At 42.8% G+C, this 26,391-nt stretch carries 21 protein-coding genes and 2 pseudogenes; 10 read left to right on the top strand and 13 right to left on the bottom strand.

Translation table 11 applies throughout. The features are described from left to right. Nucleotides 1–136: 136 nt before the first annotated feature. Together V7K76_RS13605 and V7K76_RS13600 are read left to right on the top strand one after the other, a co-directional pair. Entirely contained in the window at nt 137–754 is a 618-nt protein-coding gene (locus tag V7K76_RS13605; protein WP_334776201.1) for a hypothetical protein, read from the top strand. A 174-nt stretch (nt 755–928) separates the two neighbouring features. Then, the gene (locus tag V7K76_RS13600; protein WP_334776200.1) at nt 929–1,753 is read left to right on the top strand and encodes a zinc-dependent peptidase; all 825 of its coding nucleotides are present in this window, start codon (nt 929–931) and stop codon (nt 1,751–1,753) included. A 159-nt stretch (nt 1,754–1,912) separates the two neighbouring features. Here V7K76_RS13600 and V7K76_RS13595 read toward each other — a convergent pair whose 3' ends face one another. The 4 genes from V7K76_RS13595 to V7K76_RS13580 form a co-directional block, all read right to left on the bottom strand. Further along, nucleotides 1,913–4,438 (bottom strand): choice-of-anchor D domain-containing protein, encoded by a 2,526-nt coding sequence (locus V7K76_RS13595; RefSeq protein ID WP_334776199.1) that lies wholly within the window; start codon nt 4,436–4,438, stop codon nt 1,913–1,915. Between the two features lie 391 nt (nt 4,439–4,829). Beyond that, on the bottom strand, nt 4,830–6,368 hold the full coding sequence (locus V7K76_RS13590) for a right-handed parallel beta-helix repeat-containing protein (protein ID WP_334776198.1): 1,539 nt from the start codon (nt 6,366–6,368) through the stop codon (nt 4,830–4,832). A gap of 308 nt (nt 6,369–6,676) precedes the next feature. Continuing rightward, on the bottom strand, nt 6,677–6,832 hold the full coding sequence (locus tag V7K76_RS13585) for a hypothetical protein (RefSeq protein ID WP_334776197.1): 156 nt from the start codon (nt 6,830–6,832) through the stop codon (nt 6,677–6,679). Nucleotides 6,833–7,211: 379 nt separating this feature from the next. Beyond that, a complete protein-coding gene (locus tag V7K76_RS13580; protein WP_334776196.1) occupies nt 7,212–7,466 on the bottom strand; it encodes a hypothetical protein in 255 nt (84 codons plus the stop codon). A gap of 314 nt (nt 7,467–7,780) precedes the next feature. Between V7K76_RS13580 and thiD the strand changes: the two genes are divergently transcribed. The 4 genes from thiD (at nt 7,781) to V7K76_RS13560 (ending at nt 10,283) form a co-directional block, all read left to right on the top strand. Beyond that, nucleotides 7,781–8,614: a bifunctional hydroxymethylpyrimidine kinase/phosphomethylpyrimidine kinase gene (gene thiD / locus V7K76_RS13575; protein ID WP_334776195.1), complete on the top strand. Its 834-nt coding sequence runs from the start codon at nt 7,781–7,783 to the stop codon at nt 8,612–8,614. A 220-nt stretch (nt 8,615–8,834) separates the two neighbouring features. Further along, entirely contained in the window at nt 8,835–9,443 is a 609-nt protein-coding gene (locus V7K76_RS13570; RefSeq protein WP_334776194.1) for a cell division protein ZapB, read from the top strand. 219 nt (nt 9,444–9,662) lie between these two features. After that, entirely contained in the window at nt 9,663–9,905 is a 243-nt protein-coding gene (locus tag V7K76_RS13565) for a hypothetical protein (protein ID WP_334776193.1), read from the top strand. 39 nt (nt 9,906–9,944) lie between these two features. After that, on the top strand, nt 9,945–10,283 hold the full coding sequence (locus V7K76_RS13560; RefSeq protein WP_012410794.1) for a P-II family nitrogen regulator: 339 nt from the start codon (nt 9,945–9,947) through the stop codon (nt 10,281–10,283). Between the two features lie 152 nt (nt 10,284–10,435). Here the strand turns inward: V7K76_RS13560 and rdgB are convergent, their stop codons facing one another. Together rdgB and V7K76_RS13550 are read right to left on the bottom strand one after the other, a co-directional pair. After that, a complete protein-coding gene (gene rdgB / locus V7K76_RS13555; protein WP_334776192.1) occupies nt 10,436–11,011 on the bottom strand; it encodes an RdgB/HAM1 family non-canonical purine NTP pyrophosphatase in 576 nt (191 codons plus the stop codon). An 85-nt stretch (nt 11,012–11,096) separates the two neighbouring features. Continuing rightward, on the bottom strand, nt 11,097–12,533 hold the full coding sequence (locus V7K76_RS13550) for a phosphoglucomutase/phosphomannomutase family protein (RefSeq protein WP_334776191.1): 1,437 nt from the start codon (nt 12,531–12,533) through the stop codon (nt 11,097–11,099). A gap of 657 nt (nt 12,534–13,190) precedes the next feature. On the opposite strand from V7K76_RS13550, the gene V7K76_RS13545 reads away from it, so the two are divergent. Further along, on the top strand, nt 13,191–13,412 hold the full coding sequence (locus V7K76_RS13545; RefSeq protein WP_442936212.1) for a ferredoxin-thioredoxin reductase variable chain: 222 nt from the start codon (nt 13,191–13,193) through the stop codon (nt 13,410–13,412). Between the two features lie 5 nt (nt 13,413–13,417). On the opposite strand, the pseudogene V7K76_RS13540 reads toward V7K76_RS13545, so the two are convergent. Together V7K76_RS13540 and V7K76_RS13535 are read right to left on the bottom strand one after the other, a co-directional pair. Next, nucleotides 13,418–13,639 (bottom strand): annotated as a pseudogene (locus tag V7K76_RS13540) (hypothetical protein). A gap of 143 nt (nt 13,640–13,782) precedes the next feature. Beyond that, nucleotides 13,783–14,067: pseudogene (locus tag V7K76_RS13535) on the bottom strand (YdcF family protein); the annotation flags it as partial. Nucleotides 14,068–14,539: 472 nt separating this feature from the next. On the opposite strand from V7K76_RS13535, the gene V7K76_RS13530 reads away from it, so the two are divergent. Together V7K76_RS13530 and V7K76_RS13525 are read left to right on the top strand one after the other, a co-directional pair. Then, on the top strand, nt 14,540–15,997 hold the full coding sequence (locus V7K76_RS13530) for an APC family permease (RefSeq protein WP_334776189.1): 1,458 nt from the start codon (nt 14,540–14,542) through the stop codon (nt 15,995–15,997). Between the two features lie 45 nt (nt 15,998–16,042). Next, nucleotides 16,043–16,357 carry a hypothetical protein gene (locus V7K76_RS13525; RefSeq protein ID WP_334776188.1) on the top strand — a complete coding sequence of 105 codons (315 nt, stop codon included), beginning with the start codon at nt 16,043–16,045 and terminating at the stop codon, nt 16,355–16,357. On the opposite strand, the gene V7K76_RS13520 is transcribed toward V7K76_RS13525, so the two are convergent. The 4 genes from V7K76_RS13520 to V7K76_RS13505 all read right to left on the bottom strand — a co-directional run bounded on the left by V7K76_RS13520 (nt 16,338) and on the right by V7K76_RS13505 (nt 20,626). Next, nucleotides 16,338–16,844 carry a hypothetical protein gene (locus V7K76_RS13520; RefSeq protein ID WP_334776187.1) on the bottom strand — a complete coding sequence of 169 codons (507 nt, stop codon included), beginning with the start codon at nt 16,842–16,844 and terminating at the stop codon, nt 16,338–16,340. The genes V7K76_RS13525 and V7K76_RS13520 overlap by 20 nt on opposite strands. Nucleotides 16,845–16,945: 101 nt before the next feature. After that, nucleotides 16,946–18,475: a bifunctional aminoglycoside phosphotransferase/ATP-binding protein gene (locus V7K76_RS13515; RefSeq protein ID WP_334776186.1), complete on the bottom strand. Its 1,530-nt coding sequence runs from the start codon at nt 18,473–18,475 to the stop codon at nt 16,946–16,948. Between the two features lie 99 nt (nt 18,476–18,574). Then, entirely contained in the window at nt 18,575–19,180 is a 606-nt protein-coding gene (locus tag V7K76_RS13510) for a 50S ribosomal protein L25/general stress protein Ctc (RefSeq protein WP_334776185.1), read from the bottom strand. A gap of 102 nt (nt 19,181–19,282) precedes the next feature. After that, complete coding sequence (locus V7K76_RS13505) at nt 19,283–20,626, bottom strand: adenylosuccinate synthase (protein ID WP_334776184.1); 1,344 nt, start codon at nt 20,624–20,626, stop codon at nt 19,283–19,285. A 1,570-nt stretch (nt 20,627–22,196) separates the two neighbouring features. On the opposite strand from V7K76_RS13505, the gene nifH reads away from it, so the two are divergent. After that, on the top strand, nt 22,197–23,087 hold the full coding sequence (nifH, locus tag V7K76_RS13500; RefSeq protein ID WP_334776183.1) for a nitrogenase iron protein: 891 nt from the start codon (nt 22,197–22,199) through the stop codon (nt 23,085–23,087). Nucleotides 23,088–23,264: 177 nt separating this feature from the next. On the opposite strand, the gene pgmB is transcribed toward nifH, so the two are convergent. Then, nucleotides 23,265–26,225, bottom strand: coding sequence for a beta-phosphoglucomutase (gene pgmB, locus V7K76_RS13495; RefSeq protein WP_334776182.1), 2,961 nt, complete (start codon nt 26,223–26,225; stop codon nt 23,265–23,267). Nucleotides 26,226–26,391 lie beyond the last annotated feature (166 nt).

The following is a 26,391-nucleotide window of genomic DNA, read 5'->3' as shown; positions in this document are numbered from 1 at the left end:
GGGTTTTAAACCCGTTTATTCATCCACCAGTCGCACAGAATACCCAACTGAATTCTGACTCCTGACTCCTGAATTCTGTTTCGATAAGTTGCGAATCTAATGTAGAGTTTTTTATAAGTGATATTTAGGAAACAACGTGGAATTTCATAAGTTATTGTATATTTTTACTCTAGTAAAGATTGCTACGTTCCCTCTGGGTGTACCTGTATTTGCTCAAATCACACAGACTACCTCCAATTCTTCACAGTCGAGTTGTCGTGCAACTAAAGTAGATACTCCAATTTTTCAAGAACCTTCAACATCATCAAAGGCTATTAGAATATTATCCGCAAAGACAAAGATTAATTTAGCATATATACCAGCTAGTGGAGATAAATTTGTCAGAATCAAATCTCCGACTTCAGGATTTATTCAAACTGCTGTACTGAAATTTTGTCAGACGAAGAACAACGCTCAAAAACTATGGACTAAACCTACTATTGGCAGTGCATGTCGGCAAATTGTACAACCTGTAGCTTTACTTCGCCAACCAAGTACAAAAGGAGCTTTTATTACAACACTTAATCCCAACGCAGTCGTGTTTGTAAACTTGGTTACAGGTAATATAGTTAAGTCATACAAATCTGAAAATTACATTTGGGTAGAAATCGACCTTTCCAGAAGTTTCCCTGGAGAGTTATCTGGTAATGGTTGGATAGCCAATACTGACTTAGTAAATACTCCCGGATTAAGCAATCTGGCTTATTGTAGGTAGTAGCTTATTTCGCTCAATGTCTCCACCCAACACGAGTTTTTCCATGCGCTTTCTTTGAGCCTTCGACTGCACAGCAATAGCCTTAACATTTTTCAGTATTTGCTATGGGCAACACAAAACAAGTGCCTTTATGACAATCTTTCGGCTCAACACTTGTAACCTGTTCAAAAATTAATGATTAAAATAATAGTTGTCTTTTTGACCATTGGGCTAATTATTGTTGGGATTTTAGTCAATCCCATTCTAGTTAAAAGGCGAAGAAACCGTCTCAAGCATCGTCCTTTTGCTCCCCTTTGGAGTGCCATTATTGAGAATAATCTTCCTATTTACCCTTGTCTTTCTCCCGATGAACTCAGACGGCTTCAGGGACATATTCAAGTGTTTTTAGCAGAAAAGCAATTTATTGGCTGTAGAGGATTACAAGTTACAGAAGAAATGAAACTGACCCTTGCGGCTGTTGCCTGTTTACTCCTACTTAATGAACGTGGGCAGTACTTTCCTAGACTTCGTTCAATTCTGGTGTATCCCAATGCTTATTTTGTTCAGGAAAGGACTGCTATTGGAAATTATGTTGTTGAAGAAAGGCGTGTGGCAAGGTTAGGTGAATCGTGGACAACTGACCAATTAGTAGTATCTTGGGAACAAGTGAAACAAGACACTGGTAACTGGAAGGATGGACGTAACGTTGTACTTCATGAATTCGCCCATCAGTTGGATCAAGAGGATGGTAAAGCTGAGGGAGTTCCTATACTGCAACATAACTCAGACTATCCTATTTGGTCGAAGGTGATGACAGAAGCATATCAGCAACTTTGTAACGATCTTCTACAAGGCGTAAAGACAGTAATGGATAGCTATGGCGCAACAAATCCCGCAGAATTTTTTGCCGTGGCGACTGAGACATTCTTTGAGAAACCGCACCAATTGTTGTCCAAGCATCCGGCACTTTATGAGCAATTACAACGTTACTATCAATTAGATCCTGTGCAATGGGTTTAAACTACAGCAGATTGCAAGTTAATAAATTGTAGGGACGCAATAAACATATTGCGTCCCCTATAAGTCAATACAGTTCAGATAGAGCAACAAAACCCTGATGTAGAGACGCGATAAATCGCGTCTTCAAAAACCAATTATCCTTAATGAAACCGTATTGCATTATGCTTGAATGATGAAGTCGGAGGCAGTAAGAGTAGGCTTACCAGTCAGTTGTGCAAATTGACCACCACTGCCGAAACCAGCAGCGCTACCATTTTGATTGTATAGTAATTGCCCAGTTGCAGGGTCGTAGATAATTAGAGCATTACTAACTGCCCCTAAACTAGTGATTTGAAAATCACTGGCGTTACTAAAACCCGTTCCTACAACAGAAGTAATGGCATTAAAGGTGGTCTTATCCAGAACAATCTTATCACCTTCGGAGTGATTGAAGTCAGCGATCGCATCAATACCCACAGCAGCGCTAGTAAAAGCAGCATTGGTGTTGTAGATGAAAGAGTCAGCACCTATACCACCCACAAGAGTATCATTGCCTTGTCCACCAATGAGAAGATCATTACCAGCACCACCCCGCAGCAGGTCGTTACCACTTTTCCCATCGATGATGTCATTGCCCCCTTGACCATTAATCACATCGTTGGAGTTATCAAAACCGACGATGTTATTGTTCAAGTCATTGAGGAAAGTAACGGTGTTTGTGTTGAAAATGCTAGTTGGATTGGAGTTGGCGTTAATTATATCAAAGCTGTCGCTAACACTGGCTTGTCCGTCAAATAGGATATTACCGATGGCGGATTGTGTTGTCGATGCGGCTAAGTTCTCCAGGTTTTCTAACTGAAAGTTTTGTAAAGTGACTTTGGTATTAGCCACATCTTCAAAGCTGACTTCTAAATTATTGCCATTTTGAGTTAATTGCAGATTTCTCGCAGTCAAGCCAGCCCCAATAAATTGCAAGGTATCTACTTTGGCAATCACCACAGATGACGGGTTTGAGCTAGTACCTACACCACCAAAATCGGTGATGATGTCATTGCCATTGTTTGGTCGGGTAATAAAGATGTCATTGCCGGCTGTGCCATTAATGATTTTGGGTTTGACTGTGCCACTGATGGCAAAGTCAAAGGGGCTTTCGTTACTATCGTTGTTGTTTAAACTAAAGCTGCCACTATAAGTGCCGGGTGTAGTGGTGTTGAGTGCCACCGATATAGTCGTGGAAGCATTAGCATCTACACTCGTCGGAAGAGTCCCAACTAAACTAAATCCATTGGGAAGTTGAAGATTACTCAGGTTGAGTGCAGTTGTACCGGTGTTCTTAATAGTAAAGGTTTTGGTCAGGGTATTACCAACAGTGACATCACCAAAGTTAATCGCTGTAGTACTGCCATCTGCAATATCAACTGTGCCATTCAGAACTTGAATTTCCGGAGCAGTAGTGGTGATGCGCGGAGCTTCGTATGCGCCAATGTCAATCAATGCAGTGCCATTGCCATCACCATCCAGAGGAATGTTTCCAGTAATGGCATTCAAGGCATTGGAACCAGCATCAATAGCAGGACTTCCAGGTTTCAGTGCAAAATTCTTTCCAGCCGCATTCACAAATTGGGGATCTTTACCCAAAATATTCTGTAACCCTGTGGCGTTTGGATTACTTGAAGCTTGGAAGCCATTAGAGTTATAAACAAGGTTGCGATCAAAAGTTATATCTGTGGCGTATTTGATCACATTGGCTTTTTGATTGTCGCTTGCATATAGAATGTTGTTGTTGACACGTACATTGTCTGAGTAAGTAACACCAATCTCCGCAGAATTTGTGAGAACACGGCTATTTTGGTAAGCCGTGTTATTTACAACGTCTACATTAATACCTTTAAAAACGTCAATGCCAGAGCTACCATTGTTGTAGACTATGTTATTTGCAATTAATGCCTTACCTGTATAAGCTACACCACTTTTAGACTCCATAGTGGTGTCAAGCATAATACCGTGTCCTTCGGTGATTTGACCAACTACATACCACGGAACAAGACTTTTATTATCGTAGGCAATGTTATCTCGAAAAATCATCCTGTAGTCAGTAGTATTGTTATCGAAATTAAAACTGCGAAGAGCGGTAATTCCCTGATTACCATAAGGCGAATACCAAGCGTTTCCTGAGACAACATTTTTTTCAACTGTGATGTAGTCTGTATCACTCAGGGCAATACCTCCACCTGGAAAGTTACTAACTGTGTTACCACTGATAACAACGTGATGAGGATTAGTACCACCGACTCCCTCGCTATTTGTCCAAGGTGCTACATAAATTCCATTGGCATAAGTTAAGGGGTTATTCAGGTTATTTTTCTGTTGTAAGGCATATTCTAGAGTGATGTTTTCCCGATTGCCCTCAAAGGTAAGTCCTTCAATCCGCACGTAGGATGAACTGAATATATTCATCCCACTTCCCGTTGTTACGATCTTAGGCGTAGCTCCTGGATAGGCTTTGATTGTTGTCCAGTTGTCTGGTGAGCCATTTTTGTTAAAAAGCGTAAATCCTTTGTCATAAGTTCCGTTCATGACATAGAGTGTGTCACCTGTTTGCAGTTGAGACACGGCTTTTGTCAGGGTGCGAAACGCGTTTTGTTCGTTTAAACCATTACTTCTATCATTGCCTGTTCCAGAAACGTAGTATGTTTTGCCAGCCATTTGTTTTCTCCGAATATGGTAGTAGATTCTCAGCAACTTTCTTCGGTTGCTAAGTAGTTATTTGAAGAGGTCATCTGTTTGGACTTTTAAAGACAATCACAGTTGTCCGATCGCAATTTGAAATCGCATCGGTTGTAGAAACACTGTTGTAAAAATGAAAAATTTTATCTTGTCAACCATTGATTGTTCAACTAGGGGTATTGCTCCCGTCAATCGTCAGGGTTTTGTTGAGGGTAATCTGACGATTGGCGGGTAAATACTTTGTTTCTAGATTTGTCGTCAGATATTGTTTGATGAGCAAGACTCTAGGTCGAATTGAATGGTGTCTTCATCTGTAGTAGCTGCGATCGCTACTCTCTATAAAATCTAGATTCCGGTTTTTCACACTGCATCAAAAATAATCTTTCAAAAATGCCCGAAATATATTTCGGGCAAGGATGATGAGGACTACAATCGCGGAACTTGCGAGCAATGCGGGACTCATCGGAAGAGTACCGACCAAACTAAATTCTTCGATAAGTTGAAGATTATTCAGGTTGAGTGCAGGTGTAGTAGTAGTATTATTGATGGCAAAGGCTTTACTGATTAGAGTGTTACCAACTATGGTGTCACCAAAATTAATCCCAGTAGTACTACCATCTGCAATCTGAACTGTGCTATTGAGAGCTTGAATTCCAGAGGTAGGAACTTGGTATGTACCAAGATTAAGATATGCACCAAGATCAACCGCTGCAAAGCCAGTACCATTACCAGTGATGCTATTGAAGGCATTGGAGCCAGCATTGATCGCAGGACTTCCAAGTTTGAGGGCAAAATTACTTTGAATCGCATTAACAAATTGGGGATCTTTACCCAAAATATTCAGCAACCCTGTAGCCTTTGAATTATCGGAAGCTTGAAATATGTTGGAGTTATAAACAAGGTTGTGATCAAAAGTTACATTTGTAGCGTACTTGATGAAATTAGCACTTTGATTGTTGCTTGCATACAAAATGTTGTTGTAGGCATGTACACTGTCTGAGTAAGAAACACCAATTTCTCCATTATTTATGAGAACACGGCTATTCTGATAGGCTGTGTTGTTAATAATATCTACATGATTAGCCTTGAAAACATTAATACCAGAACTACCATTATTGTAAGTTATGTTATTTGTAATCAAAGTTTTACCTGTATAAGGTACACCGCCTTTAGCTTGAATAGTGGTGTCAAGCATAATACCATGCCCTTCAGTAATTTTACCAACTGCATACCACGGAACCAGACTTTGATTATCGTAGGCAACGTTACCTCGAAAAATCATCCTGTAGTCAGTAGTATTGTTATCCAAATTAAAACTGCGAAGAGCGGTAATTCCCTGATTACCATAAGGCGAATACCAAGCGTTTCCTGACACAATATTTTTCTCAACTGTGATGTAGTCTGCATCACTCAGGGCAATACCCCCACCTGGAAAGTTACTAACTGTGTTACCAGTGATGACAATGTGATGAGGATTAGTACCACCCACTCCCTGGCTATTTTTCCAAGATGCTACATAAATTCCATTGGCATTAGTTAAGGGGTTATTCAGGTTATTTTTCTGTTGTAAGGCGTAGTCTAGAGTGATATTTTGCCGATTGCCCTCAAAGGTAAGTCCTTCAATCCGCACGTAGGATGAACTAAATATATTCATCCCACTTCCCGTTGTTACGATCTTAGGCGTAGCTCCTGGATAGGCTTTGATTGTTGTCCAGTTGTTTGGTGAGCCATTTTTGTTAAATAGTATCCCTACACTACCGTAAGTCCCATTCATGACAAGGATTGTGTCGCCTGCTTTCAACTGAGGAAGGTAAACTGCTTTGCCTATTGTGCGGAAGGGAGTTGTTGTAGTCAAGCCATTGCTATTATCATTGCCTGTTCCAGAAACGTAGTATGTTGTGCCAGCCATTTGTATTACTCCAAATGTGTATAAGGTGAATTGGTAGTACACTCTCAACAACTTTTTTCAGTTGCTAAGTAGTTATTTGAAGAGGTCATCTGTCTGAACTTTTAAAGACAGTCCTAGTTGTCCGATCGCAACTTAAGATTGCATCAGTTATAGAAACACTGTTGTAAAATTGAAAATTTTTCTCCTGTCTACCTTGATGCTTGAACTAGGGGTATTGATACCGTCAATCGTCAGGGTTTTGTTGAGAGTAATCGGACGATTAGGAGGTAGATGCTTCGTCTCTAGAGTTGTTGTCAAACATCGCCTGATTAACAAGGCTGAAAAAAGTCAAATTGAATTGTATCTTCATCTGTTTGCAAGCCAGTTTTACCATCTGCTATATTTGATACGGCGATGATACTTGGCATAATAATTCTTCTGAACTTTATCCGTTGTTTTAAGTCAGGAGGTTGCCAAATTGGCATGGTAAAATCTACCCCTAACTGATAACTGGGGACTTAAAGTTATAGTGGTCAAAGTTAAATTGGTTGAAACTTTAGTAGGTTGACCCCTTAAGTTAAGGGAACTAATGTAACAACTTAGTCGAACCTGTTATAAGCGGTGTAACTGAGCCTTGTGAACTTAGTTAAAAGTAACCTTTACAAATAGTAGTTGTTATCAGTAAATGCCCTGAATATAGTAAGTTTTTTTACAACAAAACCCAAAAAACTATGGGGGTATCTGGTGGAGTCCTGTTAATTTCCAGGGTTATATGGGAATAGAAAGCTCTTTGTGCGAGGATTTGATGAAGTTGATCTAAATATTTTTAAAGAAAGGATGCTTTTTACAAGCCCCTAAATTTATTTATGCCCAAAAGTAAAAATATTTATTTCTCGCGCTGCGCGTCTCGAAATAATGCGTCTTTAGTTCCAGCCCGAATGGCACTAAGAAAAGCCCAAAGGCTTGTGTCACCTCGTTCCCAGCCTCTAGGCTGGGAATGTATTCCGAGGGGCTGCTGCCTCTCGTCAAGCCCCTGGAGGCGGAGCCTCCCAGAATCCGTTCCCAGCCTGGAGGCTGGGAACCAGTCAGGGCAAGGGCTATATCTTTTCTTAGTGCCATTCGTTCAAGCCCCTACATTTATGTATGGGTATGTATGGGGTTCTCCCCCCATACGTGTCAACTTAACGCGAAACCGCTTGTCCGCCGGGAATTGAAATTCCCGTCTCATAGCTAAAGTCATCGGAAGATGACTAAGATATCGCCAAAAATCTCCAGTCTACTTCAGTAGACTTAAGCTAAAAGCCAAAGAAATTTATTTTCGGGCGGGCATGGAAGCCAACAGATAAGCTATTTCCAGCTTAAGTTGACACCAATGCTTCTCCCCCCCTGCCCCTTGTCCTCTTGTTGATGCCAATTTACTTAATCTTCATAATATGAACACTGATATCAAGTCCAGAATACCTGTTGCTTTAACCATTGCTGGTTCAGATAGCGGTGGCGGTGCAGGAATTCAAGCTGATTTACGCACCTTTGCTTTTCACTGTGTCCACGGTACTAGTGCCATAACTTGTGTCACGGCACAAAATACTCTGGGAGTGAGGAGGGTTGATGCCATGCCAAGAGAGGCTGTTGTGGCACAAATTCAGGCAGTAGTTGAGGATATTGGTGTACAAGCTGCCAAAACGGGTATGTTGCTTAATCAAGAAATTATCTTTGCTGTGGCCCAGCAAGTGGAAGCTTTACAAATCAAGAATCTAGTTGTTGATCCAGTAATGGTGTCACGTACAGGGGCACAATTGATTGATGATGATGCAGTGAAGACTCTGTGCCATACCCTAATTCCTAAAGCGGTTATAATCACGCCTAATCGCTATGAAGCCCAGATTTTGAGCGGTTTACAAATTAATTCTTTGGAGGATATGCAGAAGGCTGCTGAAATTATTCACAAGACTTTAAGGACGAAGGCTGTTTTAGTCAAGGGTGGAGGTATGCAGGGAGACTTGCGTGGTGTTGATATCTGGTTTGATGGGGACAAGTTGGAAGTTTTGACTTGCCAGCAAGTAGAGACAAAAAATACCCACGGTACTGGTTGTACACTATCGGCTGCGATCGCTGCTAATCTAGCTAAGGGAAAAGACTTGTGGCAAGCAGTGCAACAGGCAAAGGAGTATGTAACTACTGCACTCACTTACGCCCTAAATATTGGCGAAGGGCAAGGCCCTGTAGGACACTTCTTTCCATTGTTGGGACTGGGGACTGGGGACTAGGGACTAGGGACGGGGGATTAGAGAAAAGTTTTCTTAGTACCCAATACCTAATACCCAATCCCCAATCCCTAATACATAATCCCCAATCCCCAATCCCCAATAAAAAATCTTTGCCCTTTCGGCATTTTTCTATTATTCTTGGGCATAGTTTGAGGGCTGACTATCTCTGTTAGCATCTCTGTACGATCTAATTACCTTGATTTTTAATACCAACCCCCCAATGCGAACAACCATAGGTTCTGTTCACAGAAATTCGCCAATACCGACTACTCAAGCCTACCCTCCCTCTGTACCACTATCTGTATATAGGGAATTGTCAACAGAGTTGCAAGCAGCGCAAGCGAGGCTAAATGCACTCACCACCCAAAATCAGCAATTGGCACAAGAAAATCAACTATTGCGCCAAGAAATTACCAAAGTCGTTGAGTCTTTTTCCCGTTTGCAAAATTTTGTGGATTCTCATGCGACACCCAGTTATCATCAAGCTACCCAAGCTTCTGGTGACTTTCAAAGTGCCGCCAAACAGCCAGTAGCACCAGCGCGTCCACGTCAGCAGGTTTCTCGTTCGCGTCCATCTGTACCCAAAGCCCCACCCGAAAAAAGTCGCCGCCAAGACTTTCCTACACCTGCAACGGAAATGAATTTCCCGATACCAGAACCAGTTTTTATAGAAGAGCAACAAGTAAGTTATTATTATTCCACTACTGAGCCAGATGCCAAGGGAATCAATGGCTGGTGGTTAATTATTACCATCTTGTTAATTATGCTGACTGCCTTTAGTGCTGGATATTTCGTTGTGCGTCCCTTGTTTGAACATCAGAAACGTTAGTTGACATTCCCACAGTCAGTAGCAGTAGCAGGCTTTCGGGCTACCATGCAATTTGTCTGCACTCACTCTCTAAATATCCGACCAAATCTGCTAAATGGCGGAGTTGATATATTAATGAGTTATAAAAGCTACATAAAATTCTAAATTGACAGCAACTTACTTATGTCAAAACTTCAAAGATTATCCAAATAAAAAACTCTACCCACAAGGGCATGGGGCATGGGGCATGGAGAAGAATCACAATGCCCAATGCCCAATGCCCAATGCCCCAAGTCGGCGGGCAGCTATCCCTCCCCACCCACAAAGGGATGGAGTTTCCCGCCGACTTTCAATAAATCCTTGCTGGTTCTCATATCCCAAACCCTCAAGCAAAGCATCTACGATTTTAAAAAAGTGGTAATTATTACATATCTTTTAGGAAAAGCACTGCTGGTTACAGCTTCAGACAGCGGATCTGGTTAGATATATAAACGAAGCTAGTAGAAGTCAGGAGTTAAAAAGATGAAAAAAGTAGAAGCTATTATCCGCCCATTTAAGCTAGATGAGGTAAAAATCGCCTTAGTTAACGCTGGTATTGTTGGCATGACTGTTTCTGAAGTCCGGGGGTTCGGACGGCAGAAAGGTCAAACTGAACGGTATCGCGGTTCTGAGTATACTGTTGAGTTTCTGCAAAAACTTAAAGTGGAAATTGTAGTTGACGACAATCAGGTTGATATGGTGGTAGACAAAATTATTGCTGCTGCCCGCACTGGTGAAATCGGTGATGGTAAAATTTTCATCTCACCTGTTGAGCAAGTGATTCGGATTCGTACTGGCGAAAAGAACACAGAAGCAGTTTAAAAAAGTTAGGAGTTAAAAGTTAGGAGTTAAAAGTTATAAGTCAGGAGTAATGAATAAAGATTTGGCAAAATTCATAACTCCTAACTCTTGTGCAGATGCGATTAATCGCGTCTCTCCTAACTCTTGTACAGACGCGATTAATCGCGTCTCTCCTAATTATTAACTCTCTCCAACTGCGGAAGTAAAGCTGTAAAAGCCTTGCCTCGATGGCTAATTGACCTCTTTAACTCCTTTGTCATCTCAGCAAAGGTCAATTGCAACTCTTGCACATAAAAAATTGGATCGTAGCCAAAACCGCTATCCCCACGAGGCGCATGAAGAATTTCGCCGTGGCAAACACCTTCAGATTGTAATACGATCGCACCATCAGGACGAGCGATCGCTACTGCACAGACAAATTGAGCTTGCCGATTTACCTCGTTGCCTAATTCGCTCAATATCCTAGCAATGCGTTCTGAGTCGGTTTTGGCGTAACGTGCAGAATACACCCCTGGTGCGCCATTTAGGGCATCTACTTGCAAGCCTGAATCATCAGCAATTGCCCAGTTTCCCGTAGCTTTAGCAATTTGTGACGCTTTCAGACAAGCGTTAGCGGCAAAAGTTTCGCCCGTCTCTTCAATGTCTAATTCTTCGGGTTTGAGGGTTAATTCCCAACCAGAATTTTCCAGGTAAGCTTGCATTTCCTTCAACTTACCTGGATTTCCTGTGGCTACTACAAGTAATGTCATGAATTTTAAATATCAGTTAAGAGTTAGGAATTAGGAGTTATGAGTTATTAATTCCTAACTCCTAACTCTTAACTCCTCACTAATTTTACTCCGCCCAGTGTTTCGCCCAAGCAAGAGTTTGATGTACTTGCTCAATTGTTGGGGCTTCGCAATATAGCCGTAAAACTGGTTCAGTCCCGCTAAAGCGAATCATTAACCAGCTTTTATCAGCTAGACGATACTTGTAGCCGTCAATTGTTTGGCAATCAATCACTGCTTTCCCTGCAATTTCTGTTAAGGGTTGGGTTTGCAGTTGTTGCAAAAGACGCGATCGCACTTCCATACTTGCTAAGGGTAAATCAATGCGATCGTAAGCTGAGGTAAACCCTGTTTGTTTCTGCAAGTCGCGATAATACTCACCTAAATCTAAACCAGATTCGACGATCGCCTCTAGGACGTACAATGCTGACAGCAGCGCATCGCGTTCGGGAATATGACTGCCATAGCCAATTCCTCCCGACTCTTCGCCACCCAGCAACACTTTTGCTGCTAACATTCTGTCAGCGATGTATTTATAACCAACAGCTGTTTCAAAGACTGAGAGGTTATGTAGGGCTGCCACAAGGGGCATCAAGTCGGAACCACTAACAGTTTTGACTATTTCTCCAGTAAAACCGCGCCGCAGGGTTAAATGGTCGATTAATATCGGGATTAAGACTTGGGAACTTAGGAAGTTGGCTTCTCCATCGACTGCTGCAATGCGATCGCAGTCTCCATCAAATACTAATCCCACCGTTAAACCTGATTTGTCGGTTTCTCGGTGAGTTCTGATGACTTCAAATAGCTTGGAAAGGTATTTAGGCAAGGGTTCCGGCGCACCACCACCAAATAGGGGATCGCGATCGCTGTTGATTTCTTTAACCTGATTGCCTAGTAGTCTCGCCAATCCAGTAGCAGCAGCGCCATGCATGACATCAGCAAATAATGTCAATTTACCAGATGCGATCGCTTCTCGAAGTTTGGCAATATCAACTTTACCTTCTAACGCTTGGGTATAACTAGGCCAAGGATCGAATTTTTCTTGCTTACCTGGGGTAGCTGCTAGTGGTACTCCCACCGACAACTGATCTTCTATCTCTTTTGTGACTTCTGGCGGTACCGATCCACCAAAATAACCCTTGACTTTTAAACCCAAATATTTGCCAGGATTATGGCTGGCTGTAATTACCAGTGCCCCTAAAGCATTGAGTTCTTTTGCTGCCCAACTATAAGCTGGGGTTGGGGCATAGCCCTCGCTCAGTAGCACATCAAATCCCACAGCACTGACAGTATCGGCAACAACACGAGCAAAATCTTCAGCCATGAATCGGCGATCGTAACCGACAATTATTGTCCGGCTACCAACCGTAGAAAAATACGTATCATATAATACTTTTGCGGCAACTGGCGCGACCAGGGCTAGGCGTTCAAAGGTGAACTCGTCACCAATAATGCCCCGCCAGCCGTCTGTACCAAACTTGATTGAGTTAGCTACAACTGGCATCTAGGTATCCTAACTGTCTACTTGAGGATTCTAGCATTTATACAGTGTGCAGAGTAAAAAAAGAATCTAGTAAAAATATGTACTAATTCAACGCCCACAGCAATTTTTCCCAAACCTGCGTAGGCGTAGCCCGTCGTAGACATCGCATTCTCCTTACCGATCTGACAAAAACTTTAGCCTTAGCACAACACGGCATGAAAGGGAGTAGGGAAACTAAGCAGGCTTTTCCGAAAAGCGGGGTTTCAACCAATATGCGATACAAAGATTTTTTCTCTGACGAGACGCTGTTGGCGTTCGCGCGTAGCGGGACGTACCCCTACGGGGATCTTGCTACGCGGTAGCGTCTCTAAGAGTTGTACGGCTTTAAACCTAAATCGAGGGCTAATTTCTTCCCCTACTCCCTACTCCCTACTCCCTACTCCCGCCCCGAAGGGGTTGTAAAGACGAAAGCTAGGGGCGATACTTATTTAACGCGGCAAAAAACCTAAAAAAGTACGCACGGATTGCTAAAACGTGCCTGGACGCAGAGGGTTAAATGCGCCGTTGCACCCGATGAAGCGTCAAGAAATAGCTGATTAAATCAAATTCTAAGCGATTTAATCATATATTTTGTAGCAGATACTTGTGGAAAAGAAAATGCTAGGTGTAAATGTTGTTATGGAAGTTGGCGATCGCGTCCGCGTTAAAGATTCGGTGGTAGTGTATCATCATCCTGAACATCGGAATCAGGCTTTTGACATCAAAGGCACAGAAGGCGATGTAGTAGCTATTGCCACCCAATGGCAAGGCAGACCCGTAAGCGCTAATCTGCCGGTTGTAGTCCAGTTTAGTAAAAAATTCAAAGCCCATTTACGTGAAAATGAGTTAGAAGTCATCTAAATCACTTATCGGCGGCGAAACCACTGAAGAATATTCAGTTCGCCGCGCATTCTTTTAAGTTCTTGGCGGTTTTATTCTGCTGTTGTATAATACCAGTCACAATGACGTTGAAACTCCGACCGCGACCGAACTTCGTGGTAGAACTGGTGAGTTGTTTGGTAAGAGGCAAAAGCTTCCTCAACTTGGGGTTGAGGAGATGGCATAATATAAGGTAAATTTTTAGACATAAAGTTAATAAAGTTAGGAGTTAGGAGTTAGAAGTTTGGACTTGGGAATTAGGAGTTAGAAGTTTAGGCAATTACTAAATTTCATAATTAACAATTCATAACTTAATAATTAACAACTCATAACTCATAACTCCTAACTTTAATTAAAGCCAACCGCGTAAGCGATAAATAAAAGAACCAATATACTCTTTTAAAGCGATAGTAAATTGGTGTAAGTTTTCGATATCAGGTAATAAATTCAGTATAGCGGCTTTGGGAGTGCTGCCGAGTTCTCGCAACTCACCCTCACTCACCAAAAAGTCAGTCGGTGCAGGAATAACATTGATTCCTCGACGCCGGAAAATCTGAAGCGATCGCGGTATATGCATTGCCGAAGTTACTAATAATACCTGACGAATGCCACGAGATGACAAAATTTTTTGGACATTTTCAACCCCTTCGGGGCGGGAGTAGGGAGTAGGGATTAGGGGAAGAAATTAGCCCTCGATTTAGGTTTAAAGCCGTACTTCGTCCCGCTACACGCTAACGCCTGCAAGTGGCGCGAACGCGAACAGCGTCTCGTCAGAGAAAAAATCCTTGTATCGCATATTGGTTGAAACCCCGCTTTTCGGAAAAGCTTTCTTAGTTTCCCTACTCCCCACTCCCCACTCCCTTTCATTCTGCTTTTGTACTGAACCGAGAAGTATTGCCTTAGTTTTGAGCTTACTTAAATCAGGTGATCTAAGCCAATGAGCAGTTGATAAAATTTATTTATCTATTTGATAATTAAGAATATTTGCTCTTATGAAGTATATTTCATAAAGTTAAATCAGCATTTTGTAGTCAGTACCTATTCAAGTTAGTTTTAGGCTTTAGTCCCATACCTGCCGGATTCAAATATATAACGAGGATAGATTCTACATGACTCAAGAAATCGAGCTAAAAATCAATCAGAGCGCTCATGGCTTAAAAAAAGAATGTCTTTCATACGGAGAAGTATTTGCCCAATCAGTAGCGGTGATTGCACCAACAACAACACCTGCCGCTAATTTAGGTTTAATCTTTGCCAGTTCAGGTAATGGAACTTGGCTGAGTTTCTTATTAGGGATGATTGGGCTGTTGTTTGTTGCTATCAACATTAACCAATTTGCGCGGCGTTCTGCTTCTCCAGGTTCACTATACTCCTATATTGTCAAAGGTTTAGGTTCTACAGCAGGGGTTATGTCTGCCTGGGGTTTGATTCTGGGTTATTTATTTACCGGGATGTCAACCTTATCTGGCTTTGCAATATTTGGTGAATCTTTGCTGGGTCATATTGGCATACACACGCATACTTTAACGTTGTTCGCACTGGGGACAATTCTGGCTTGGTATGTGGGTTATAAAGACATTCAGTTATCAGCAAAAATGATGCTGGTACTTGAAGGCATCTCTGTAGTTTCAATTTTGTTGTTAGGGATGATTGTTTGGGCGCACAAGGGCTTTGCAATTGATCTGTCGCAACTAACCCTCAAAGGAGCTACCCCAGGTGGTATCTCACTAGGAATTGTCCTGGTTGTGTTTGGTTTTTCGGGTTTTGAAAGTTCCACGTCTTTAGGAGATGAAGCGAAAAAACCACTGAAAAATATTCCCAAATCTTTGATTCAAAGCACGATGTGGTCTGGTGTATTTTTCATGTTCATGGCGTATGTAGAAGTGCTGGGCTTCAGTGGTAGCTCTGTAGACTTGGGCAAAACTGAGGAGCCACTTACATTTTTGGCAAATCAAGCAGGTGTAGGCTTATTGGGAACGTTAATTAGTATTGGTGCATTATTGAGCTTCTTCGCTTGTACTCTTGCTTGTATCAATCCAGCAGCCAGGATAGTGTTCATGATGGCACGGGATGGTTTGTTTCACAATTCTCTGGGTAAAGCCCATGATTCTAACCTGACACCCCACACGGCAATTGCTCTGTGTTCCTTGATTACATTTATAGTCCCTAGTGCGTTGAACCTCTTTAACATCAAGCCTTTTGAAATTTTGGGTTACACAGGAACACTTTGCACTTATGGTTTTTTAGTTGTATATATTTTGGTTTCAATTGCTGCTCCAATTTACTTGTATCGCATCAACAAACTTCGCTCAACGGATATCTTGTTTTCAGTCTTAGGCGTAGTTTTTATGATGATTCCTGTTCTTGGTACTGTCGGAATTCCTGGTAGTACTCTATTTCCAGTACCAGCAGCACCCTACAATACCTTCCCTTACTTGGTCTTACTGTACTTTGTTGCAGGGTTTGGATGGCTTGTTATTCAAAAACTGCGTTATCCCAGAATGGTGAAGAAAATGGAACGCTCCATTGATGAGATTCACGCTCGATTCCAAGACGAAACCCTTTAACCTTCGTTATTTCAAGTTAGGCTATAGTCCCATCAGGAGATCGTAATGGAATTTGAACTAGGACAGCAGGTGATCTGGAACTACAAGTCTCGTACAAGGCACACCTATACTCACAAGATTCCTGCTCAAATCATCAAATTCAGTCAAAAACAAGTCCAAATTCAGGTACTAAAGACTACTGGTGAATCCCTTAGACGTTGGGTTCACCGAGATAGGCTGGAAACCTTTAAAATTGAGTGGGGAGATGAGGGAGTAGGAGAGATGAGGGAGAGGAGTTTTACCTCCTCCGCGCCTCTGCCTCTTCTCAATGCCCAATGCCCAATGCCCAATTCCCAAATTACTACCTTTCCCAAAACTTAAAATTAAAACTACTTCCAGGGGCGCGACGGTAACGGCGGCCAGCCCTTCTTGTTTGACGTTTGTTGATTCTCTCATTCGTTGGTTCAACTTCACCATCTTCTGGTTCTTCAACTTGCAACTGAGTTCTAGTTTCTTCCTTACTTCCCCACCAAGCAGTAATCCAGCCTCCAGCTAAAGCGCCTAATCCACCTAGCAAGATACTCATGGGTGCTGGATAGCCTAAATATACAAAACCCAGCATGAAAAATAACCAGTATTTCAATCCTGTATCGACACCATCAGAGGAAGCGACTGCTGGAGCCTTGGGGCTATTATCAGTTACATTGGTGATCCAACTTAAAATGAAACCGCCCATAATTCCTAAGAAGATACTCAGGGCTGGTGCGGAGCCAGTCATGATTAATATAAATGTTAAAAATGCCCCAAATAATAGTTGAGAAAAGAAGCTAGGAGAAATACTGAAAAAGTCGTTCTTTTTGTCTGCCATAGAATAAAAAACTAACTAATTACTAATTCATAATTCGTAATTGAATCGAAAATTACGAATTACGAATTACGAATTACGAATTACGAATTACGAATTACGAATTATTTTAATTGTGCCTGTTGTATTTGAGTTGTATCCCAAATCTTCACATAAGGTTGTTCTTCTTCAGTAAAAGGTTCAGCTTGTTTGATTTGTGAGGCTAATAAATCGGCGGTGGCATCAGCAATATCACCAGTGCGATTGTTCAAACGCTCTTTTATCACTTCAAGGGGTGCTGTGCATTGGATAATCTGAATAGGAAGTTGGTGCTTTGTAGCTTGTGCGATCGCTTCTTGCCGTAAATGTTGTTTATCATACTTGGCATCCAAAATCACCGAAAAACCTTGTTTAGCCAAGATAATTCCCAATTCTAACAGCCGTGTGTAAGTTTTCGCGGTCATCTCCGGCGTATACAAATCATCGCCACCCTTTTCCCACAAAGGAATTCCCCCTAAATGCTTCCGTACCGCATCAGAACGCAGGTGAATCGCTCCCTGTTGACGGGCTAAAGACCTGGCTGTGGTACTTTTACCAGAACCCGACAACCCCGACATCAAAATTAGTTGTCCCTGGTTTGGTTTAGTGTATTCCCAAGCCTGTTTGTAATAGTCAGCAGCCGTTTTTGTTGCTTCTTCCTTTACTGTCGCAGGTACACTCGGATCATCTAACAAAAATGATGTCACCTTAGCTCGGACGTAAGCCTGACGACTTAAATATAAAGGCAACACTTGTAAGCCTTCCCAGTCACCAGTTTGCTCTATATAGGCATTCAAAAACGCATTACCCAAATCTTTGCGTTGGCGAGCTTCCAAATCCATCACCGTGAACGCCACATCGTACATCACATCGACAAAGCGAAACGGCTCATTAAACTCAATGCAATCGAACAACAAAATTTTATCGTGCCACAGGGCAATATTTCTCAGGTGTAAATCCCCGTGACATTCACGAATATAGTTGTTGTGAATTCTGCTAGCGAATAATTCTGGACGTTCGGCAAAAAATTTATCTGTATATTGCTTTGTTTCTGTAAACTGCGTCTGCGTCTGGGGGCCGCCAATATATTTCTCACTTTGCTCATAATTCTCATCAAAGGCAGCCCGGACATTTGGCACTTCCCCAAAAGTACGAATATAATCATTTGTTTGTGCTTCAGCATGGTATTGAGCCACTACCCGCCCCAACTCATCTAGGCGTGTCTCATTTAACTTACCTTCTTCAAAAAGCGTACTTAATAGCGACTCTTGCGGAAACTGGCGCATCTTCAGCGTATATTCTACAGCCTCGCTCGTTCCCTCTAACTGGTATTGCTCCCCTGCCAAGGTTATGGGCAAAACTTCTAAATACAGTTCACCAGCACCCCGCTGATTTAACCGTAACTCTTCCTGACAAAAATGCTGCCGCTTCTCTAAGGTAGAAAAGTCCAAAAAGCCGAAATTCACAGGTTTTTTCAGCTTATAGGCGTAATCCCCAGTTAACAGCACATAAGAAACGTGGGTTTGAATTAGTTGAATAGGTTCTGTTACTGTATGGGGATAAAATCCCGGCTGCAACATTTGCTGAATTAAAGCTGGAAGAGTCGCTTCTGTCATCTCTGTCCTCTGCGCTCTCTGCGCCTCTGCGGTTCAAATACAAAAAAACCAGGAGTTCCCCCCTGGTATCATCAAAAATTATTACACAGTTTAACTAGCTTAAGAAGCTGCCTCAGTTTCAGTTTCAATCCCAGCATCCTCAGCGCTAATCTGTGGTGGCAAAACGCTGACAACAAGTCGTTCCGATTCAGCTAGAGGTGTAACACCTTCAGGAAAGGCTATATCACTAATACTCAAGCTGTCGCCAATTTGCAGGTTAGAGACATCGATTTCGATGACATCTGGGATGTTTTCTGGCGCACAACTCACTTGCAATTCAGTGATTACGGTGTCTAGCACACCACCGGCTTGTTTAACACCAACAGCAGTTCCCACAAACCGCAGACGTACTTCTACAGTGGTGTCGCCGTGGCCAGCAACCGCGAAAAAGCTGAGGTGGTAAGGCGTACCTTTGGCTGGATGGATCTGAAGTTCCCGCAGCAAGGTTTTACCGCGCCAAGGTGCATCAGCGACATTCAATTCAATCAAGGTGTTATTAACGGAAGCTCTTTTGAGCAAACGCTCAACAGTTTTAGCCTCAATGGTCAAAGAAATAGATTCTGTACCTTTATGACCATACAAATTGGCAGGTATCAATCCAGCACGACGCAAAGCTCTTGGCTTGCTGCCTTCTGGACGTTTTTGAGATTCGACTGTAATAGCCATAGAAGTTGTTAGTTGTTAATTAGAGTTAATTGTTAATTAGAGTTAGGAGTTAGGAGTTAGGAATTTTGATTTAATTACTCACTCTTAACTCCGCACTCTTAACTAAGCACTAAGTAGGGTAGCAGGTGTCCCGTCAGGGTGCAATAAAGCGCGTTTTGGCCCGTGGATGGGGTCTTCTACGATTATGGTTTGATCGCGGCTGGCTCCTAGTGAGACGATCGCGATCGGAACTTCCATCAATTCGGCTAGGAATTTGAGATAGTCCAATGCTCGCTGCGGCAAGTCTTCTAGGGTGCGGCAGTGAGTTGTTGACACTTGCCATCCTGGTAAGGTTTTGTAGATGGGGCGACATCTCGCAAATTGACGGGAACTGGTGGGGAAGTGTTCGCTGCGTTGTCCATCTATGTCATAAGCGACACAAACTTGGATTTCCTCTAATTCATCGAGAACATCTAGTTTGGTCAGCGCCATACAATCCATGCCGTTAATCCGCACGGCATAGCGACCAATGACAGCATCAAACCAGCCACAGCGACGTTTGCGCCCGGTGGTTGTGCCAAACTCGGCACCGCGATCGCACAGCAACTCTCCCAACTCTCCATCTAACTCAGTGGGAAATGGCCCCTCTCCTACACGGGTTGTATAGGCTTTTGACACCCCAATTACCCGATCAATCATTGTCGGACCTACCCCAGTACCAACGCAAGCCCCACCCGCCACAGGGTTAGAGGAGGTGACATAGGGATAAGTTCCATGATCTAGATCGAGGAGCGTACCTTGTGCGCCTTCAAACAAAATATTGCGCCGTCGCTGAATCGCATCGTATATTTTCAACGATGTATCAATAACATAAGGGCGCAAGCGTTCTGCATAACCCAAATACTGTTCAATTACCTCTTGTGGATCTAGAGGCGGCAAGTTGTAAAGCTTTTCTAAAATGACGTTTTTATAATTAATCGTCCACTCTAACTGCTCACGTAGGCTATCGGGGTTCATCAAGTCTAAAACTCGAATGCCTGTACGTTCAGATTTGTCAGCATAAGTCGGCCCAATGCCCCGACCTGTTGTGCCGATCTTATGGCTTCCCCTTCGTTCTTCCGATGCCTGGTCAATCAACCGATGATAAGGCATGGTTACGTGGGCTGTCTCAGATATCAGCAGGTGGTCAGTGGAAATATTTAAATCTTTTAGTTGGTCGATTTCTGCGATCAAAATCTGTGGATCGATCACTGTTCCACAGCCGATAATGCAATCGGTATTTGGATACAAAATACCAGAGGGAATCAAGTGCAGTTTAAAGGTCTGACCTTTGACTACAATCGTGTGTCCAGCATTGACACCCCCTTGGTAACGCACCACAACATCTGCGGAACGACTGAGTAAGTCAGTTATTTTACCTTTTCCTTCATCGCCCCATTGGGCACCTATGACAATGACGTTAGCCAAGAGCTTATATTAAGAAGTAAAGTTTCCACAAACTATTATTATTAACACATTGCGTGAATCATGTCAATCATAAAATTCCTCTAATTTATCGGGATATTTAGAAGCTTGGGCGAAAGTCTAAGTTGCGGCACTCCCCCGTGATTGCCTACGGTGTACACACAAGTCGGAAATAGTAGTCTGTCAAAGAATAATTGACGAGTATATTTTCTGTAGAAACGGCGATTTATCGCGTCTGTATAACGTGCCAGTTTTTTAGACGCGATGAATCGCGTCTCTACATGAGGGCTTTCTGGTTCATCCCAAGGGTGGGGTAAAACTGGATCTGACTTTATTTACAAAACTTTTGACTGCAAAAATCAGAAATTCTGTTTTCTTTATCAAATATTAGTTTTAAGTACTTTTATCAAATACCCAAAAGTATCTAACTGGACATATTGGTTATGAAAAATAATTTTATGAACTAGCAACGAGCGAAGACGTAACTTATGACTATTAAAGGTTCTAAGGATAATCTTCTATTAAATAGAGAATTAATTTGAGATTCGGCAAATTAATTAGTGAGATGTATGTTATGGTTTTTATAGGAATCAAACAAGTAAAAACACAAAAAGACTTCAAGACAAGTTTGAGGCAAGCTCAAGAAAGTTTTTTTGCTCTGGTAAGTCCCCTTCAATTAGCTACATCTGTTTTTAACGAAAATCTAAAACTAGATTGAGTAGGATAGTAGCCTTTGTAACAACTTGAAGTCAATCAAAATTTATCTGGGTATGAGCTAATAAGAGTTGGCTAACCTAGCTAGAGCATTACTCACCAAAGGCAATTACTCTTGGAGTCTGGGAAGAAAGACTCTTAGTACAGCCTGACAATTCAATAGAAATACAGAATATTTACTAACTTCGTCTTGCGGGAGTAAAGGTTTTCAACCGCAAACTAAGTTGAAGCAGTTGTTGACTTTTGGAACGAAAACTTCAAGCAGAATGGTGTCGTTCCATAATTTCGAGGAATTTAACCATACTGTCAAAAGTCACCAAAATATTATCTAAGCCACAGTGTTAGGGGTTGCCTGTGCAGGCATTATATTACTGCATCTGTAACTGCTAATTTTAGGCTGAAATTTATACTGCTGCATCAATCACGAAACGAGAAGCGCTATAGATTTTCTTGGTTACTTGACATCAACAAAATCAGAAAAGTTGTAGCGACCATTTAAGAGTGGATTGCAATTTGGTTGGTTGTGTGGTTCAGAGAACAAATCTGCGTTCATTTGAATTCCTGCTGCAACCACTCTTGAGGCTTGAGCAACCATTTGGGATCGTTTACAAGAGCTGATAATGCTGAAGTCATAGTTTCAAAGACTTCGTTATTAGGAGATTAGATTTTTCTATCTCTTAAGCCATGTCTGACGACAAGCCGCTCTGCGTCTACGTTTCGTGGGTAAATATGTTCTGATTTTAAATGTTTTTGCCAGGGTGCAATCGCCAACAGGCTCTACTTCCCTACAGCACCAAGGGTGAATATCTCACATCAAGCTTCCGACTCATCAACTAAATCATTGTAGGAAAACACAACCATGACTGACCCAAAGATTAGACAAATAGCTTTCTATGGTAAAGGCGGTATTGGTAAATCTACCACTTCTCAAAACACCCTAGCAGCTATGGCTGAAATGGGTAAACGCATTCTTATTGTCGGTTGCGACCCCAAAGCTGACTCTACCCGTTTGATGCTACATAGCAAGGCTCAAACAACCGTTCTTCACCTCGCTGCTGAACGTGGCGCAGTAGAAGATATAGAACTCCATGAAGTGATGCTCAAGGGTTTCCGTGACGTTCTTTGCGTAGAATCTGGTGGGCCAGAACCCGGTGTAGGTTGCGCCGGTCGTGGTATCATTACCGCCATCAACTTCTTGGAAGAAAACGGTGCTTACCAAGACCTAGACTTTGTATCTTACGACGTATTAGGTGACGTTGTGTGTGGTGGTTTTGCTATGCCTATCCGTGAAGGCAAGGCACAAGAAATCTACATCGTGACATCAGGTGAAATGATGGCGATGTACGCTGCTAACAACATCGCTCGTGGTGTTCTTAAGTATGCTCACACTGGTGGCGTGCGCTTGGGTGGTTTGATTTGTAATAGCCGTAACACTGACCGGGAAATCGACCTAATCGAAACCCTGGCAAAACGCTTGAACACCCAAATGATTCACTACGTACCTCGTGACAACATTGTACAACACGCAGAATTGCGCCGGATGACTGTTAACGAGTACGCACCTGACAGCAATCAAGCTAACGAATATCGGACATTGGCTCAAAAGATTGTCGATAACAAGAACCTTACTATCCCCACCCCCATTGAGATGGAAGAGTTAGAAGAGTTGTTGATTGAATTCGGTATCCTGGAAAGTGACGAAAATACCGCAATGCTGGTTGGTAAGTCTGCTACTGAAGCACCTGTTTAAAGTATTGCTAGGTCAATAATGGTTTAGGGTGGGCTGCTGCCCACCTTTTCCATTTCTTTGTTTCAATGCCTGATAACTCAAGTTGCTAATTAATCGGATTTAACGAACCGCAGAGGCACAGAGGACGCAAAGAAAGAGAAAAAAGAGAAGCTTAACTGAACTATATTGGCCGATAATCTACTGAAAGCTATTGGATACCTTGAAGATATTCGCCGAGATTTTACTGAATTGATCTCGAAGGTCTGCCCATTTAATACCTGCGAGGCTGGGTAAAACAATATGAGCCGCTCCAACTCGTTCAACGGGGCCGAGTCCTACAGCCCACATACCAGCAGCTAGGGCTGCATCAATACCGGCTGTGGCATCTTCTACAACGACAGATTCCTCTGGTTTAATTCCTAGTTGCTTGGCTGCGTACAGAAATAAGTCTGGTGCTGGCTTTGGTTCCTGTACACTGTAACCGTCAGCGATCGCATCTACTTTGTCCACAATGCCTAATCGCTCTAGGACTGTCCGGGCATTTTTGCTGGCTGAACCAATACCAATTTTAATCCCAGCTTGCCGCAGTTCATCCAAAAGGGCGATCGCACCTGGTAACAAATCCTTGGGTGTCATGTCTTGGATTAACTCTATATAGTAGCGATTTTTACGCTCCATCATCTCCTGGATTTGTGCTTCCGAATAAGGTCTATTGCCAATAATCAGCATCAAGGAAGCGCGACGGGATACACCCCGCAGGGCTTCGTTAGCTTCCCGATTAAACGGTATACCCTCTTCATCTGCTAGCTTTTTCCAAGCTAAGTAGTGAATTTCTGCTGTATCTGTTAGCACACCATCTAAATCGAAGATGAATCCTTGGATATTGGGCATTGGGCATGGGGCATTGGGCATTGGGCATGGGGCATTGGTTATTAATTCTTCCCCTACTCCCCCTGCTTCCCCTGCTCCCTCATCCCCCAATCCCTTCAAATCAAACTCGTGCCATTTCCCTTGCCAGTGCAGTTTAAACTTCAAGCGCGTCCAGCCTGGGGGGAGGTGAGGATTGGCTACGGGGCCATTTTCGGTAAATTGGATGCCGCCGAATCCAAAAATTACGGCTTGCCAAATACCACCAGCACTAGCGCCGTGAATTCCATCCCTGGTGTTACCTCGGTTATCTTCAAGATCAACCATTAACGCCCGTATAAACTGTTCGTAAGCTTCGGTTGATTTGCCTAAGTCGGAAGCTAAGATCGCCTGAACTGATGGGCCAAGAGAGGAACCATAGGTAATATCAGTGCGGGGTGCGTAGTAGTCCCAGTTTGTCTGCAATGCTTTTTCGTTATAGGGAAAATCTGCTGATTCCCGCATTAAATATAGGAGCATTAATATATCTGGCTGCTTGATTACTTGATATTTATTGATTTGATCGACACCTAAAATAGCCTGCATGGAGCGATCGCGTGGTTCATAATCTGCTAAATTGATATCTTCCGATTGAAAAAATCCGTCGAACTGCTCGATTAGTTCTGTTGATGGGTCATAGAGAAACAATATTTTAGCGATAATGTCTTGCCAGTGCGATGTTTCTTGGGAGGTGAGTTGCAGTTTCGCCTCTAATTCAGTCGCTCGTTCGGGGAATTTGTGAACTAACCAATCATAAACTGCGATCGCTTTCTCTAGATGCCATTGCGCCATCCGGTTTGTAAAGGCGTTATTGTGGACTAATTCATGGTATTCATCCGCTCCAATCACTCCCCGAATTTCATACTTTTCACGCTCAGGATTGAATTCCACCCGGCTACTCCAAAAGATTGCGGCATCCAAGATTACCTCTGCACCATACTTTTGCATCCACTCATCATCAGCAGTAGCTTGCCAGTAATTCCAAATCGCGTAGGGAATATCTGCATTAATATGAATTTCGCGATCGCGGCACCAAATTCGCACATCTTCACCGTAAAAATCACTGCCGATAGCCCAACGGGGTGTAACTTCATCACCCGTTTCAGCACTTTCCCAGGCAAACATTGCCCCTTTATAGCCGTAATGAATTGCCTTGCGTCTAGCTCCGGCTAAGGTGTGCCAACGGTAACTGAGTAAGTTCCGGGCGATCGCTGGTTGGGTAAACAGAAACAAGGGCTGCATAAAAATTTCTGTATCCCAAAAGATATGACCGCGATAGCCAAACCCAGAAAGGGTTTTAGCGGGAATACTCACTCTATCATCATTCCAGGGAGCAGCAATCAGCAGTTGAAACAGATTGTAGCGAACTGCAAAAGTAGCTGTGCTATCCCCCTCAATCAGGATGTCACTTTGCTGCCAAACCTCATCCCATGCTTGCTCATTGGCTTTTAGTAATGTTATGTAATCTGGCAGGTGCGCGAGTTTTTCTTGAGCGGCTTTGACTGGTGTTTCTATCTCCCGTGAGGTAAAAACTGTGACGATTTTTTCCACCGTTACAGTCTGTTGCGCTTTCGCAACGAAAGACGTGCTTAAGGTGGGATAACCAGGTGCGGTATTGACTTGCAAAGATGCTTCACTACCTGATATTGTCACCTTAGCTGCCATACCGAGTTCAATTCGGGAAGTGCGGGTGCGGCGTTGCAACCAAATTCCTTGGTCGATTTTGCCTTGATCTAATCCTTCCCAGTGATTAAAACCTTGATTTTCGGGATAGCCATTGATACTAGCTTGAACTTCAATTAACCCCTCAAAATTTACTGGTGTTAAATGGCAGCGTAACGCCAACACGTGCGGATCTGCCAGACTAGCAAAGCGTTCAAAGCTGATATCTATAGTATTCCCACTGGGAGAGCGCCAACGCAAGGCACGAGTCAGCAATCCTTGGCGTAAATCAAGCTGTCGCTCATAGTGTAATATTTCACCTTGATCGAGACGGAAGCGATCGCCATTTACAATTACTATCAAGGGTAGCCAGTCAGGGCAATTTACCAGTTCAGTGTATACTACTGGCACATCATCGTAGACACCATTTATAAAAGTAGCTGGCGATGCATGAGGATAACCCTCTTCAAAACTGCCTCTTGTTCCCAGATATCCATTGCCGATTGTAAAGACAGTTTCTTTAGACTGTAATTGCTCAGGGTCAAACTGGGTTTCGATTAATATCCAATCTGTGTAGGTAAATTGGGGCATGGGGCATTGGGCATTGGGCATAGGAATTAGGGATTGAGGATTTTGAGGTAAATGAATAAGTCTTTTAACTCCGTTAATGAGTCTTTGAGATAGATGAACGGAGTTCTGAGATAGATGAACGGAGTTCTGAGGTAGATGAACGGAGTTCTGAGGTAGATGAACGGAG

Source organism: Nostoc sp., assembly GCF_036917975.1.
In the GTDB taxonomy this organism is placed as follows: domain Bacteria; phylum Cyanobacteriota; class Cyanobacteriia; order Cyanobacteriales; family Nostocaceae; genus Nostoc.
This window is presented reverse-complemented; position numbering and strand designations above follow the sequence as displayed.

Excerpts from the sequence above, each read along its gene's own strand:
- V7K76_RS13565 (WP_334776193.1), top strand. The coding sequence starts at position 9,663 with ATGGGGCATGGAGAAGAATCACAATGCCCAATGCCCAATGCCCAATGC.
- V7K76_RS13525 (WP_334776188.1), top strand. The coding sequence starts at position 16,043 with ATGGAATTTGAACTAGGACAGCAGGTGATCTGGAACTACAAGTCTCGT.
- V7K76_RS13530 (WP_334776189.1), top strand. The coding sequence starts at position 14,540 with ATGACTCAAGAAATCGAGCTAAAAATCAATCAGAGCGCTCATGGCTTA.
- V7K76_RS13570 (WP_334776194.1), top strand. The coding sequence starts at position 8,835 with ATGCGAACAACCATAGGTTCTGTTCACAGAAATTCGCCAATACCGACT.
- V7K76_RS13545 (WP_442936212.1), top strand. The coding sequence starts at position 13,191 with ATGGAAGTTGGCGATCGCGTCCGCGTTAAAGATTCGGTGGTAGTGTAT.
- V7K76_RS13520 (WP_334776187.1), bottom strand. The coding sequence starts at position 16,844 with ATGGCAGACAAAAAGAACGACTTTTTCAGTATTTCTCCTAGCTTCTTT.
- V7K76_RS13510 (WP_334776185.1), bottom strand. The coding sequence starts at position 19,180 with ATGGCTATTACAGTCGAATCTCAAAAACGTCCAGAAGGCAGCAAGCCA.
- pgmB (WP_334776182.1), bottom strand. The coding sequence starts at position 26,225 with ATGCCCCAATTTACCTACACAGATTGGATATTAATCGAAACCCAGTTT.
- V7K76_RS13560 (WP_012410794.1), top strand. The coding sequence starts at position 9,945 with ATGAAAAAAGTAGAAGCTATTATCCGCCCATTTAAGCTAGATGAGGTA.
- V7K76_RS13580 (WP_334776196.1), bottom strand. The coding sequence starts at position 7,466 with ATGGCACTAAGAAAAGATATAGCCCTTGCCCTGACTGGTTCCCAGCCT.
- rdgB (WP_334776192.1), bottom strand. The coding sequence starts at position 11,011 with ATGACATTACTTGTAGTAGCCACAGGAAATCCAGGTAAGTTGAAGGAA.
- nifH (WP_334776183.1), top strand. The coding sequence starts at position 22,197 with ATGACTGACCCAAAGATTAGACAAATAGCTTTCTATGGTAAAGGCGGT.
- V7K76_RS13515 (WP_334776186.1), bottom strand. The coding sequence starts at position 18,475 with ATGACAGAAGCGACTCTTCCAGCTTTAATTCAGCAAATGTTGCAGCCG.
- thiD (WP_334776195.1), top strand. The coding sequence starts at position 7,781 with ATGAACACTGATATCAAGTCCAGAATACCTGTTGCTTTAACCATTGCT.
- V7K76_RS13585 (WP_334776197.1), bottom strand. The coding sequence starts at position 6,832 with ATGCCAATTTGGCAACCTCCTGACTTAAAACAACGGATAAAGTTCAGA.
- V7K76_RS13590 (WP_334776198.1), bottom strand. The coding sequence starts at position 6,368 with ATGGCTGGCACAACATACTACGTTTCTGGAACAGGCAATGATAATAGC.
- V7K76_RS13600 (WP_334776200.1), top strand. The coding sequence starts at position 929 with ATGATTAAAATAATAGTTGTCTTTTTGACCATTGGGCTAATTATTGTT.
- V7K76_RS13595 (WP_334776199.1), bottom strand. The coding sequence starts at position 4,438 with ATGGCTGGCAAAACATACTACGTTTCTGGAACAGGCAATGATAGAAGT.
- V7K76_RS13550 (WP_334776191.1), bottom strand. The coding sequence starts at position 12,533 with ATGCCAGTTGTAGCTAACTCAATCAAGTTTGGTACAGACGGCTGGCGG.